Genomic DNA, 13,570 nt, shown 5'->3' with positions numbered 1-13,570 from the left:
AAAGTTTTAAATTTTTATTTGTGAAATTGGTGGTTTTAGAAATTTAGAATGTATTCTTTCGTAATTATAAAACATAATATATTGGTTTACATCATTTATAGCTTCATTGAGAGAAAAATATTGATTTGAACCTTTAGGTAGTCATTCTTGAGATAAATGAGAAAATCAGTTTTCAGATATTACATTGCCACCAATATCATAAGGTTGTTTTTTGCTTAAAATTATTTGCTTATCAGCAGCTCAATTTGTGATGTCTTGACAATAAAATTCGTTGGCGTTATCTGAGTGTAAAATAACCTTTTTTACTTGGTTTCAAGAGAATTGTTGATTTATTTTTTCAAGTGCAGGAAGGATTAAATCTTGATAGGATTTGTTTGAACATGTATTATAGCTTACAATATTATTTGAATAAAAATCAATAATTACAAAAAGATATAATCAACCTTCTTTAGTATTTATTTGTTTAGTGTCCATTGATCAAATTTGATTTGAAGAGGTTGTACTTTTATAATCTTTGTTTACTTTATCCATTGTAGGTATTCACTTATTTGGATTTTTTTTGTTTTTAGGATAGTTATTTTTAGTTTGTTTTAATCCTTGAAGATTGTGATCTTTCATAATTTTTCGCATTTGTTTTGTTGATAATTCTAGATTTAAAATAATATGTTTGTATTGTTTTAATCATTCTTTAAATGCTGAAAAAATTCGTAAATAGCCATAAATTTGTCCTTTTCTTGTAAAATGAAATTCAAGTAAAAGTTGGCATAATTCTTGATATTTATGTGTACAATTACTAATTTGATTTTTTTCTTTTTTAATAGGGTTTTGTTTGTTTTTTACAAAATAATATGTTGATCGGTTTAGTTGAAGATGTTGGCAAAGATATCTAATTGAATATTGGTTTTTGCTATCATCAATAATTTGAATTTTTTGTTTGATATTTAACTTGTTAATTACTAATGCTATTTGTTTAATTTTATCCATTATTAAAAATCCTTTCATGTCAAAATTAGTGTTAATTGTATAACACAATTGTTTTTCGAATACATTCAAGTTTTTTTTAAATTAATGGTCTAGTAAAAAGGGCTAAGTAGCAAGTAGCTACCAACAACTTCTGTTACTCATAAAATATTTAGTAGTATTGATAATAATATTACTTTTTTAAATGTTAATTTAACAGACATTAACACTGTTATTGATTTATATCAAAATAGTGAAACATTAAAACAGAGTATAAATGAATTAAAAAATAATACAACTTATGAGGAATGTTACAGTACTGTTGAAAAGTTAAAAATGATAGGTATATTAAGAGTAGATGAAACCGATAAAATTGCTAATGCTCTAAAAGAAATGGAATCAACAGGTGATATTAATGCTAATAAAAAAATAATTATAGAACTCTTGCAACAACACGGAGTTGATAATTTTTTAGATGTTAATTATATGGTATTAGTTTTTAATGCTTATGCTAATATACTTAATTTATATTCGGAAGTAGTACAAGTATTTGATAATAATTTAAAAGATATGCCAAGAATAGATACTACACTTCCAAAAAATATGGGTCGTTATAATCTTTTAAAGCCTAAAATTTCTGCTTTTACTAATTCAATTAAAGATGTAATAGTAAGAGAACATATTATTCAAAATTTAAAAAATATTTATAATCCGTTTTAATAAAAATAAAAAAATAGTTGAGGCATTTAATTTTTACTTATAACTGGAGTAGTAATTTTTCTTTGTGTTTTAAAAAAATATGATATTATTACCTAGTAATTTAATAAATGTTCTTTCCTAGTATAGATATTTTCTATATTAGGATTTTTATTAAGTTAATTTTAATAAGCAAAGGAAGATAAAGAATATGTTAGATGATTTATTAAAAAAAAACATTAGAAAACACACCTAAAGAATATAAGAAAAATATGATTGACAGTTTCAGAATAAATATAGGTAAATTAATTAATAATATTAATGACTATATAGACGTTGAAGAAAAAAATTATAATGCAGAAAGTAAAGCAGGATATTCTGTTTCTTATAATCCTTTTTATATGTCACTTCAACATCGAATTAATATCCAACTATTAAAAGAAATAGTAAATGCTCTTAATAATGTTGATGAATTAGAAAAGTTTAAAAAATTAGAAGAAATATATAAAGAATTAGTTACTAGAAAAGAAGAAATTGAAGCACCAAATTCAAGATGAAAGAATGCTAATAAATATAAAGAACCTAATAATCCTGACTTACAAACAAGAATTAATCAAATTTTAGAAAATGGTCCATTAACAAGACAACAAAATTTTATTGATGCAGCAAATCAAGAACATATTCCTAATAATGGTAATGGTTCAAATAGTTTTCATAATGTTATATAATATGAACCTATATTAAGTTCATATTAAGTTCATTATTTATAGAGAACATATAAAAGTTTACCCCAAAGGGTAAGGGAATGTTTAGTAATCTGTGTGACTTACAAAAATAACTATGTTTAATTAATTCTAGTAAATATAATTTATATATCTAGAAAGAGTGAGTTACAGATGGCTAAAAAAGATAATCTTAATAACAATGATCCAATATCAAAAGCAGTAGATTTATTATTAGAAAATACTGAGGATTTAACAACAGTTTTTAAAGAGGGAGGCTTATATAAAGAATTAACTAAACGATTGGTAGAAAAAATGTTGAATTCTGAGATGCAAAATTATTTAGGACACGAAAGAAATCAACGCAGTAATAATGACAATGTTCGTAATGGTACAACATCAAAAAAATTAATAACTCAACAAGGTAAAATTGAAATTGATGTACCAAGAGATCGTAATAGTAATTTTGAACCAGTAATAATCACAAAAAGACAGAGAAGATTTGATGGTTTTGATCAACAAGTTCTTTCACTATATGCAAAAGGTATGACTTTATCAGATATTAGAATGCAGTTGCAAGAGTTATATGATGGCGCAGATATTAGCGAAAGCGTAATTAGTCAAATTACTGATGATGTCATTGATGATGTCAAAGCATGGCAAAATCGTCCATTAGATAGTGTTTATCCAATCATTTATTTTGATTGTATCGTAGTTAAAGTACGTCAGGATAAACGTATTATTAACAAATCAGTTTATATAGCTTTAGGAGTTGATTTAGAAGGTAAAAAAGATGTTTTAGGTTTATGAATTAGTGAAAATGAAGGTGCTAAATTCTGATTAAATAATTTTACAGAAATGAAAAATCGAGGCTTAAATGATATTCTTATTGCTTGTAGTGATAATTTAACAGGCATGTCAGAGGCAATACAATCAGTTTATCCTAAAACTGAACATCAATTATGCATAGTTCATCAAATTAGAAATAGCTTAAAATATGTTTCATACAAACATCGAAAGTCTCTAGTTATCGATTTAAAGCCAATTTATACAGCATGTAGTGAAGAACAAGCAATGCAAGCTTTAGAATCATTTGAAAGTAAATGAAATAAACAATATCCACAAATTGCTAAATCTTGATATAAAAATTGAGAAAATTTAATGGTTTTTATTAGTTATCCAGCAGAAATTAAAAGGGTAATTTATACTACAAATGCTATTGAATCTGTTAATAGCCAATTACGAAAAGTTATTAGAAATAAAAAAGTTTTTCCTAATGATATGGCAGTTTTTAAAATTTTTTACTTAGCAATTGAAAATATCACAAAAAAATGAACATTGCCTATTTAAAATTGAAATACAGCAATTGCTCATTTTATGATAAAATTTGAAGACAGAATTAATCTGAACTAGTACTTTGTAAAACAAAGAAACACAGATTACTAAAAAGCCTCAAGGGTAACTTTTACAATATTTTATTTTTTATTAAATCAATAGTATTTTCTACTTGTTTATTATTACTTTCTTTTTTGTCTTTTGTTTTAATGAATCGATAAGTACTAATGATTAAAAAACCTATATAAATTAAATAAGAAATCGTTAATACTGATATTAGTAAAATATTATCATAATAATTTTTAGTAAAAAATGAAAATATGTTATTAAAAATTAAAGGAATTATAGCTATTCATAAAATTAAATATTTCTTTTTGTTTTTACTATAATTCCTAATCAGCCAATAGCTGTTATCATAACAGCTATCACAAAAGTAATACTAACTATTTTTTCAGAAATTTCATTTTTAATCATTTTTATTCTTCCTTTACTCATTTATAATTAATATTATATCATTTAATTTAATTGACATAGTAGTTGTAGAAAATTAATTGTTACTTTTTTTAAGAAAATTGATTAATAGATAATTAATTTATATTTTATTTTTGAAAAAATAAAAAAAAATGATAAATGCTTTTATTGATATTTACCATCTAAAAAAATAAATCTGTTATCAAGTGATAACAGATTTTAAATTAATTATTAATTTTAAGCACGTCCATATGATTCAACAACTAATGCTTCATTAATATCAGTATTTAGTTCGTCACGTAGTGGATGACGTACATATGTACCAATAAATGTTTTTTTATTGAATTCAATAAATGGTAATGTTGAAGCATTAGCGCTTAATGCTTCAATAATTTTTGCATTTTTTTGTGCTTTTTCAGTAATAGTAATTTTATCTCCTATTTTAACACGATATGAAGGAATATTAACTTTTTTACCATTAACTAAAACATGACCATGATTTACTAATTGACGAGCACCTTTTCTTGTTAAAGATAAACCTAAACGAAAAACAATATTATCTAATCTTGATTCTAAGAATACCAACAAGTTAGTACCAGTAACACCATGAGTTTTTTTTGATTCATCAAATAAATTTTTCATTTGACGAGCATTTAAACCATAAGTGAAACGAATTTTTTGTTTTTCTTGTAATTGTAATCCATAGTTAGAAAGTTTAATTCTTTTTTGACCGTGTTGTCCAGGAGCGAATGTTCGCTTTTTTCCTTTTGCAAATTCTTTACCAGATTCAAGAATTGAGAAGTTTAATCTTCTTGATTTTCTAAAAACCGGACCAGTATATCTTGACATAATAAAAACCTCCTTGGAATGTATACAAACACAAAGAGACTTTAATAAGTTCTCATTAAGATAGTTTACAATTCGCCAGAACAGCACTGGTTACTATTAAGATTAATAGAAAATTCTACTAATAAAAAGAATAATCTTTGAGGGTAAACTATTTGCAACTTAATAATACTTATTTGCTGCTTTCGTGAATGCTTGTTAATTATAGGATAAGTAATGTTATTTGTCAAATATTATTTTTCATTTTTGCAATTAAATATCATTAAATTTTAGTTATTATTTTTTTTAAAAATAATTTAAATTTATATAATAAAATTTAGTATTTAATTTAAAAAAGTTAGTTATTGAATTTTGGTATTTTTTTGTCATCAGTTATTCCTGAATTCCAGAAAAAATCAATATATTCTATTACTTTTTCTACATCTCAATCCGAAATATCTTGATTAAATTTTTTTGCATCATAGAACATAAAATTCATATCTTTTACATTAGAAGTATCTCAATCTGAAAGATCTTGATTAAATTTTTCGGCACCAGCAAACATACTACGCATGTCTGTTACTTTTTCTACATTTCATTTTGAAAGATCTTTATCAAATTCAAGAGCATTACAAAACATGTAACTCATATCTGTTACTTTAGAAGTATTTCAGTTTGAAATATTTCCATTAAAGTATTTTGCATAGTAAAACATGTAACTAATATTTGTTACATTAGAAGTATTTCAGTTTGAAAGATCTTGATTGAATTTTGAAGCACCACCAAACATATTATGCATAGTTGTTACATTTGAAATATTTCATTTTGAAATATTTTTATTGAATGATTGTGTAAGAGAAAACATTGATGTCATATTTGTCACTTTTGAAGTATCTCAGTTTGAAATGTCTTGGTTGAATTTTGAGGTACCAGAAAACATTTCTTGCAATGATGTTATTTCTGATGGTAGTTTGTCAGGTACTTTTTCAATTATTCTTGGCATTTTAACAACTTGAATTTCTTCATTTTTATTTTTATAAAATCCAATTTGAAGAATTTCTTTACTATTTATATTTGATAAATCTATTTCACTAGTTTTTACTTGTTTTTCATCTTTGTCAATATAAATTGTATCTTGTAGTATTTTATATGTTTTTAATAATGTTCTCATTAATAAAAACCCCTTTTTTATTTATTTCCAATATTTTTTAGATAAATATAATTGATAGACTTATTATTTTAAACTTATATTTATGAATTTATATAGCTTTTTATTATTATCTTAAGATTTATTTAAAAATATTTACTTTTAATTTATAATAATATTTTTATTTAAGTTCATAATTATGATATTAAAGATAAGCAATATAGTTTTGATAAACCTTAATTTAAGTTTATAATTGAAAAAATTAATATACAATAAAAAATGTTTAATGTTAATTATTATGTGTAAACTTGATTAAAATTTTAATTATTTATTTTAATACCATTTTTTATTTATTGATTAAAAACTCCCATACTATCACCTTTATCTCATGAACCAATTCTATTTGTAATAATCCTTATTCCTTGATCTTCTGGTAGTGTTTTAAAAAAATTATTTATTTCTTGAAAATGATCAATGATAACTTTTATTGCTGTATAAATATCATCTTGACTTATGCTACCACCCAAGCCAGTATCATTTTCTTTTGGTAATTTATTGATAATTTCAAAAAATAATTGTTTAAAATTTTCTTGTTTTTCAGTATTATAGATATTTTGAATATGTAAAAAGTTATCATAACTAATTTTTACTTTTATTCAATCATGTGCAGCAGCACGATAATCTACTTCAAATTGATTTTTATTATTAAATTTGTATAAAAAATTGTATAAATCATTAGCAATTTGTTCTTGAACTCATTTTGTTGGATGAAATTTATTTAAAAAAAAGTAATTATCAATATTTTGTGAGTTTGCACCAGAAACATATTGAGGTTGTAATATTCCTTTTTTTCCAAGAGTATTTATATCAATTGTAGTAGCATTTGAATCTTTGTATTGACTTCCTCTATTTTTGAATTGTTGAAATAGGTTATTAAATTTTGAAAAAACATCATACTCTTTAATATTTGTTTTTTCAAAATCTTTATTTAGTTTTGTAATTTCTTCATTTAATTTTAAGTTAAATTTATTTACAAGATTTGTCATTGGTTGTTGATTAATAGTTTCTTTATAGTTAGGAATTAATCCCATATCGGGGATATTTGTCATAACTATTTTTTTAATATTTTTATTAATTAATTCTGTTAAATCTTCATCAAGTTTATTAATAATTTTATTAATAGCATTATCAATATCAGTAATGTTATGATCAATTATTCACATTAAATCATTAGTTCCAATGTTTATAAAAACTAAATCATCATTATAAAAATCACTATGTTGTTTTATTAATGATTTTATTTGCTCATCAAGTGAAAATTTATTTAAAAATAAACCTTCAAGACCATAAACTTTTTCTATAAATGTTCCACCAACAGCGTAATAAGTACCTATTTGTGAAAAATGTTGACCATTTAATGCTATAAAGGGACGTATTTCAAATGTGGATATAATTTAATTTTCTTTAAATAAAAGATAAAATTAAAATAAATTATTAATTGTTATAAATATTATAACCCTATTTAGGGTTAATGTCAAGTCTTAATATAGATTTTATTAACTTTTATAAAATAAAAATTCCTAACTATTTAGGTTTAGATTTATTAAATTTTATAAATTTAAACAAACTAAAATAGAGTAAACCTATATTATTGGTCAAAGCCAACCAGAACCTTGGTTGGTTGGCCGTGGCGTTTACGCCACTGGGGTGAGTTGCGAAGCAACGAGGGGCAAAGCCCCTATTACTTGATTAAGTAACGTTTTTGTTTTGTGTTTGCTTTTATAATTTTTTATGTTAAGATTATTTTATTAAATAAATATATGAAATTTTTAATAAAGTTCGGAGTTTTATATATGCAACAAGATTTTTATATTAAAAAAATTTTTTATGCTTGTTATGTCAAAAATGTAGTATTACCTATTTCATTTTTGAATAATATTGGAAATAAGAAAGGTAAATCTTATGTTGGTAATAAACAAAAATTAAGAAATAGTACAGTTCGTACTAAAACTAATTTAATTCAAAAAGCATTACATAATTTTTATAATAGTAATATGTTAAGTTTTGTTACTTTAACTTATAGTAATAATATGCAAGATGTTAAAAAAGCAAAGAAAGATATTCGTTTATTTTTTATTAAATTAAAGAAATGATGAAATGACCCTAAACGTTTTTCACATTTAGGAGAATTAAAATATTTTTATGTTTATGAGTATCAGTCTCGTGGTGCTATACATTTTCATATAATTTTCAATAGAAAGATACATAAAAGTATGTTAGCAGAATGATGAACTCATGGTTTTAATGATTTAAGAGTAGTTAAAAAAGGTACTAATGAATTTGTTATTAAATATTTAGGAAAATATGTTACAAAAGCGATAGATGATGTTAAGTCTTTAAATCAAACTGATGTAGGTGTAAAGGCTTATGCTTTTAGTCGTAATTGCAAAAATCCTATTGTAGTTCGTGGTATTAAAAAATTGACAATTGGAGATATAATTAAAGCAAGTTTTAATGCAACAAATGTATTTTATTTTAAAACTCAAAGAGATATTAATGGTAATACTGTTATGATTGGTGGTATTATTGAAAGTACTGTTGTTAATGATTATTTTAAAGAGTATGAAGATTATGAAAAATATGTATATTTAAATGCTTTATCGCATAAGCATTATTTACGGACTAGTGAAATAGGTTATTTAATTTATAGGGATAAAGATGTTTTGACTTGGGTTGATAAAGTTTTTGGTGATAAAGTTGAAAAAATAGATTTTAGGAAAAAAGTTTTACATTAGAAGAAAAACTTAATTTTTTCTATAATTTTACTTGTATATATATATATATATATATAATGGTTAATGGATATTAGTAATTACCGAACTTTTTACTAATATCTATTTTTTTTATTTTAATTGTATTTTTTAAATTTTATGTTATATTTATAATTAAGATAATTAATACCCATTATCTTAATCTAGCGTTAGTTCGCTTAAAGTTCGGAGGTTAAGTTTTTTTATGTTTAAAGTTCAATTAGTTAATATTGAAAAAGGGCGTATTATTCCCGATAAAAATAATAAAGGTCAAACATTGAAGTTTGATGTTTTGAAGTTTGTAGAAATAAATAAACAAACAAGCGTGCCAACTGGTCAAACACGTGATAAATGATATAATCCGGAATTTGCTAGTGATTTTAATAATTGTTTATCTGCTGTTGATTTAAAAGTTGGTAATTTTTATTCACTTGAACTTGATTTAAGCGGTAATATTAAAAAACTTTCTAATTGAAAATAGTTATTTATTAAAAGGGTAATTTTAAATAATTATTTGATGTTAGGAGTTAATTTTAAATTATGGCTAAGAATGATAATTGTTCATGTGAACAAGCATTTCATTTAGCGATTTATATGTGTAAACTTTGTGACCAAGTTATTTGTCCTAAAAGAGTTTTACAAAACTTATATACTAGAAAATATTATTCTCCTAATTGTATATTAGATATTGCTTTAAATAAGGCAATGAGACAGCAAGAAAGTAAGTTTAATTATGAGACATAAGTGTAGTGATTGAACTTATGAAAGAGTATATGGTTGTGAAATTTGTTACAGAGTTGCTAATGAAATGGAACGAATAAGAAAAGAGAATAAAAGAAATAAGTAAAAATTAAATAAGGGGCTTATATATGGATTATATATTTTTCATTAAGCCCCAATGGATTAGATTATAATTCATAAATAAGCTCCTTATTAGCATATAAAGTAAGGAGTTTTATTTATGCCTAATGAGTTAGAACAAACTAGTAATTATACTTTATCTAAAATATTAAGAACTGGATTAAGTCCATTAAGTGCTATGGTTGGAGTTAGTGCTTATTATGGTCAATATTTAAAAGACCCAATTTTAGGTTCTATTAATTCTTTGTTATTTAGTAAAAAGTTAGGAATTGATATATGGAATATTAATCAAAGACCTACTACTAGAAATAAAGTTATTAATAGTTATAAAAAGATATTTTTAGGTTTAGGAACAATTGGATTGATTAATTATGCTAAGTTTGTTCAGTATGTAAATAAGTCAGTTTCTTTATTAAGAGATGAACCTTGTTTTTGGCCACCTTGCCCTACTGAACCACCTAAACCAACGTATCCACCATTTACAACTGTTAAACCGATAATTGATGTTCCTTTTGTAGATTGAGATACTTATATATCTTTAAATAGTTTTGGTATAGTGAATGTTATTAGTGGTTTAACTGAGTTAATACCTAATAGATTTGAAACTATACGTAAAATAGCAAATATGGGTACTGGTGGATGTTTGATTAGTAGTGGTGTTGCTATGGGTATTAATAATAATTTTAATAATTATTTTGCTATTCCTACGATTATTGCTGGTGCAAGTGAGATTATTAATACTTTATTATTGCCATTGGGAAGTACACATAATAATACTGAATTACAAGAAGTATTTACAGATGAAAGAGCAAGATTAATTAATGCTAGTGTTAATGACTATCAAAGTACAGATGACGGTATGGTTGATGTTGATTTAAATGATGATAGTATGTTAGAGATTAATTTAGATAGAGCAAGTTTAAATTGGGATTATTCTTATGCTTATACACTAGGTGGTGTTTAAAGTGAAAATATATATGTGATGAATTTTAAAATTTATGGCATTAACTGGATGTATTACATTTAGTATATTTTTAGGATTAATTCCTAGCATTATAGTTTTAGGAATTGTTGCAATTAAACCAGTATCTATCTTAATTGGTATTGTTGTGGGTTATATTGGTATTCCATGAAATAATATTAAAAATAAAATAACAAATTGAGTTTTTAAGAGAAAAGAAAATAAATTTATTAAAAAGAATGATTTAAAAGTTGAAAGAAAAAGATATGAAAAACAAAAATTAGAAAGAAAATTTCAAAATTTAAATAATCAAGTAAAAGAATTAAAACAAACATTAGAATTTCAAAGTAAATTATTAGAAATTAATAATGAAAATTTAAGAAATAATGAACAAAATAAAACTATAAGAACATTTATTTTATAAGGAGTGAATTAATTTTATGAAAAAAGATAAATGAAAAAATATGCCAAGACAAAAGTTGCATAAGAAAAAAGCAAAAAGAAATTTTGACCAAAGATTAAGTGAAAATATGAGTTTTGATAATTTTTTATTAGGGGGGGTAAAAAATAATGGAAAATAAAGAAGTTATAAAACATAAAAAAATTTCTAAATTTGATTGAGTTAATATTATTCTTATTAGTGTTTTTACTAGTTGTGGTTTATGGTTATTTGTTGGTGGTATTCAGCAAATTATTGATAATGATATGAGTTTTATTCGTTGATTTTGGTTTTTTATTGGTGGTATTTCATTTTTTATGGGTATTTTATTTTCAATTTTAGATTTGATTAAATCAATTAAAAATAAGAAAAAGAATATTGATAAAGGAAGTGATAAATAATGGATTTTAAAGAAATTATAAAATATGCGTTATATATTGGTGGTTTTTGTTTAATTCTTTGGTTTTGTAGAAATTGAATACGTGAAGGTATACAAAGATTTAAACATAAAAAACATATAAAAGATAATGATAGTGAACCCGATTGTATATTTTGTCGTAAAGATTTTGAAAAAAAGAAACGTAAATTAGAAATGGAAAAACAACAAAGAGAATTAGAGAAAGGAGGTGATTAATATGCCTGCTGGATTATCAGCATTATTAAATATGATTGGTGGTGTTGGCCAACAATTATTAAATGCTTTTACTTATATTTTTGGTTGAGTATTTACTACTGGCGATGGTGGAACACTTACAAATTGACCAGTGTTAATTTCAATTGTATTTATGGTATTAGTGTTTATCAAACAATTTGTGGGACATATTATTCATGGAACACATTAGTAATTAGAAAGGAAGTAAGCAAATGGTAAAGTTATTTTTTAGTTTGGTTTTTGTTTTACCTTTATTAGGTAGACTTTTACCGGTTGTTAATACATTGGTACAAACTATTTATATGCAGTATTTAAGTTCTTTTGCTGGGTTACATACTGTGACACTTTTTATTAAGTCATTTTTTTATGATAGTTTATACACTTTACCTTTGCCTATTCTTGCTTTAATAAATGTTAGTTTTGTATTTTATTTAATTTTGGGATTATTTAGATTTACAAGACATTAGGATGTGAAATTATGTTTATACCTTTTATTACAACAGTTATGCAATTATTTGCTTCAATTTTTATGAAGTTTTTTAGTTTTCCACTTGGTGATTTAGGTTTTAATTTGGGTACGTTGATGATATTTTTGATTTTGCTTAGATTTGCATTTAGGGTTATTTTACCCGAATTGATGTTACCAACATTAGGTTTAGGATATGCTGTTAAGTTCATTGGTAAAAGTTCTGTTTTTTTGGGTGTTGGTACTGGTCAACAAATTGCTAAGAGTTATCAAAGACGTGTTGAAAAAGTAAAAACAAGAAATAAACAACAAGGTAAGTTTAAAGGTGGTGCTGGCGGTAATAAGTTTACTGGTAGTTCAACTCGTGATTTTGGTATTGGTGATTAATTATGTCTAATTTTGTAGTTAGTATATTGCATTTTATTTTTATATTTTCTAGTAAAGATATTCAAATATTTTTAAATCAACCAAATATTACTAATGAAGTATATATTTTGTTTAATTTAACTTTTTGGTTGGTATTAGGTGTATTTTTTAATTTTATTTATCGTAGTATTAAATTTGTTTTTAGGTCATTATTTGGGTAGGTGTTAAGTATGAGTGTTTTAGAAATTTACAATAAAATACATCAATGTATAGTTGATTATTGAACTATGTTTATAGGTAGTCCGGTNAGTGATAATTTAACAGGCATGTCAGAGGCAATACAATCAGTTTATCCTAAAACTGAACATCAATTATGCATAGTTCATCAAATTAGAAATAGCTTAAAATATGTTTCATACAAACATCGAAAGTCTCTAGTTATCGATTTAAAGCCAATTTATACAGCATGTAGTGAAGAACAAGCAATGCAAGCTTTAGAATCATTTGAAAGTAAATGAAATAAACAATATCCACAAATTGCTAAATCTTGATATAAAAATTGAGAAAATTTAATGGTTTTTATTAGTTATCCAGCAGAAATTAAAAGGGTAATTTATACTACAAATGCTATTGAATCTGTTAATAGCCAATTACGAAAAGTTATTAGAAATAAAAAAGTTTTTCCTAATGATATGGCAGTTTTTAAAATTTTTTACTTAGCAATTGAAAATATCACAAAAAAATGAACATTGCCTATTCAAAATTGAAATACAGCAATTGCTCATTTTATGATAAAATTTGAAGACAGAATTAATCTGAACTAGTACTTTGTAAAACAAAGAAACACAGATTACTAAAA

General features: G+C 23.8%; 18 protein-coding genes and 1 pseudogene. 15 read left to right on the top strand and 4 right to left on the bottom strand.

The features are described from left to right. Positions 1-6 precede the first annotated feature (6 nt). Positions 7-1,002, bottom strand: a complete 996-nt coding sequence (locus tag SPIRDC1_RS05300) for an IS3 family transposase (RefSeq protein ID WP_174480878.1) — start codon at positions 1,000-1,002, stop codon at positions 7-9. A gap of 294 nt (positions 1,003-1,296) precedes the next feature. Here SPIRDC1_RS05300 and SPIRDC1_RS05295 point away from each other — a divergent pair, with 294 nt between their 5' ends. From SPIRDC1_RS05295 to SPIRDC1_RS05285, 3 genes and pseudogenes are all read left to right on the top strand, one after another. Beyond that, positions 1,297-1,680 (top strand): hypothetical protein, encoded by a 384-nt coding sequence (locus SPIRDC1_RS05295; RefSeq protein WP_174480877.1) that lies wholly within the window; start codon positions 1,297-1,299, stop codon positions 1,678-1,680. Between the two features lie 248 nt (positions 1,681-1,928). Further along, complete coding sequence (locus tag SPIRDC1_RS05290; RefSeq protein ID WP_174480876.1) at positions 1,929-2,384, top strand: glutathione S-transferase family protein; 456 nt, start codon at positions 1,929-1,931, stop codon at positions 2,382-2,384. Between the two features lie 168 nt (positions 2,385-2,552). After that, positions 2,553-3,725 (top strand): annotated as a pseudogene (locus SPIRDC1_RS05285) (IS256 family transposase); the annotation flags it as partial. A gap of 696 nt (positions 3,726-4,421) precedes the next feature. Here SPIRDC1_RS05285 and rpsD read toward each other — a convergent pair. The 3 genes from rpsD to SPIRDC1_RS05270 all read right to left on the bottom strand — a co-directional run bounded on the left by rpsD (position 4,422) and on the right by SPIRDC1_RS05270 (position 7,550). Then, the gene (rpsD, locus tag SPIRDC1_RS05280; RefSeq protein WP_174480874.1) at positions 4,422-5,033 is read right to left on the bottom strand and encodes a 30S ribosomal protein S4; all 612 of its coding nucleotides are present in this window, start codon (positions 5,031-5,033) and stop codon (positions 4,422-4,424) included. 334 nt (positions 5,034-5,367) lie between these two features. Then, on the bottom strand, positions 5,368-6,180 hold the full coding sequence (locus SPIRDC1_RS09950) for a BspA family leucine-rich repeat surface protein (protein ID WP_199188861.1): 813 nt from the start codon (positions 6,178-6,180) through the stop codon (positions 5,368-5,370). 326 nt (positions 6,181-6,506) lie between these two features. Beyond that, a complete protein-coding gene (locus SPIRDC1_RS05270; RefSeq protein ID WP_368668560.1) occupies positions 6,507-7,550 on the bottom strand; it encodes an SGNH/GDSL hydrolase family protein in 1,044 nt (347 codons plus the stop codon). A 459-nt stretch (positions 7,551-8,009) separates the two neighbouring features. Between SPIRDC1_RS05270 and SPIRDC1_RS05265 the strand changes: the two genes are divergently transcribed. The 12 genes from SPIRDC1_RS05265 to SPIRDC1_RS05210 all read left to right on the top strand — a co-directional run. Beyond that, entirely contained in the window at positions 8,010-8,951 is a 942-nt protein-coding gene (locus SPIRDC1_RS05265) for a rolling circle replication-associated protein (protein WP_174480872.1), read from the top strand. Between the two features lie 220 nt (positions 8,952-9,171). Then, positions 9,172-9,447, top strand: a complete 276-nt coding sequence (locus tag SPIRDC1_RS05260) for a hypothetical protein (protein WP_174480871.1) — start codon at positions 9,172-9,174, stop codon at positions 9,445-9,447. 59 nt (positions 9,448-9,506) lie between these two features. Continuing rightward, a complete protein-coding gene (locus SPIRDC1_RS05255; protein WP_174480870.1) occupies positions 9,507-9,710 on the top strand; it encodes a hypothetical protein in 204 nt (67 codons plus the stop codon). A gap of 217 nt (positions 9,711-9,927) precedes the next feature. After that, the gene (locus SPIRDC1_RS05250) at positions 9,928-10,791 is read left to right on the top strand and encodes a hypothetical protein (protein WP_174480869.1); all 864 of its coding nucleotides are present in this window, start codon (positions 9,928-9,930) and stop codon (positions 10,789-10,791) included. Between the two features lies 1 nt (position 10,792). Further along, a complete protein-coding gene (locus tag SPIRDC1_RS05245; RefSeq protein ID WP_174480868.1) occupies positions 10,793-11,212 on the top strand; it encodes a hypothetical protein in 420 nt (139 codons plus the stop codon). Positions 11,213-11,228: 16 nt separating this feature from the next. Beyond that, on the top strand, positions 11,229-11,369 hold the full coding sequence (locus SPIRDC1_RS05240; RefSeq protein ID WP_174480867.1) for a hypothetical protein: 141 nt from the start codon (positions 11,229-11,231) through the stop codon (positions 11,367-11,369). Beyond that, positions 11,359-11,628 (top strand): hypothetical protein, encoded by a 270-nt coding sequence (locus SPIRDC1_RS05235; protein WP_174480866.1) that lies wholly within the window; start codon positions 11,359-11,361, stop codon positions 11,626-11,628. The genes SPIRDC1_RS05240 and SPIRDC1_RS05235 overlap by 11 nt, the downstream gene beginning before the upstream one ends. Beyond that, the gene (locus SPIRDC1_RS05230) at positions 11,628-11,861 is read left to right on the top strand and encodes a hypothetical protein (protein ID WP_174480865.1); all 234 of its coding nucleotides are present in this window, start codon (positions 11,628-11,630) and stop codon (positions 11,859-11,861) included. Before SPIRDC1_RS05235 ends, SPIRDC1_RS05230 begins: the two co-directional genes overlap by 1 nt. 1 nt (position 11,862) lies before the next feature. After that, the gene (locus SPIRDC1_RS05225; protein ID WP_174480363.1) at positions 11,863-12,069 is read left to right on the top strand and encodes a hypothetical protein; all 207 of its coding nucleotides are present in this window, start codon (positions 11,863-11,865) and stop codon (positions 12,067-12,069) included. 22 nt (positions 12,070-12,091) lie between these two features. Further along, entirely contained in the window at positions 12,092-12,346 is a 255-nt protein-coding gene (locus SPIRDC1_RS05220) for a hypothetical protein (protein WP_174480864.1), read from the top strand. 11 nt (positions 12,347-12,357) lie between these two features. Then, the gene (locus tag SPIRDC1_RS05215) at positions 12,358-12,732 is read left to right on the top strand and encodes a hypothetical protein (protein WP_174480863.1); all 375 of its coding nucleotides are present in this window, start codon (positions 12,358-12,360) and stop codon (positions 12,730-12,732) included. A 287-nt stretch (positions 12,733-13,019) separates the two neighbouring features. Further along, positions 13,020-13,535: IS256 family transposase (locus tag SPIRDC1_RS05210; RefSeq protein WP_174481091.1), on the top strand; the 516-nt coding region annotated here is incomplete at its 5' end. Between the last annotated feature and the right edge of the window lie 35 nt (positions 13,536-13,570).

This window comes from Spiroplasma endosymbiont of Danaus chrysippus (assembly GCF_902809815.1).
Classification (GTDB): domain Bacteria; phylum Bacillota_I; class Bacilli_A; order Mycoplasmatales; family VBWQ01; genus Spiroplasma_E.
Note: the sequence above shows the minus strand (reverse complement) of the source record. Positions and strands in the feature narration are given on the sequence as shown.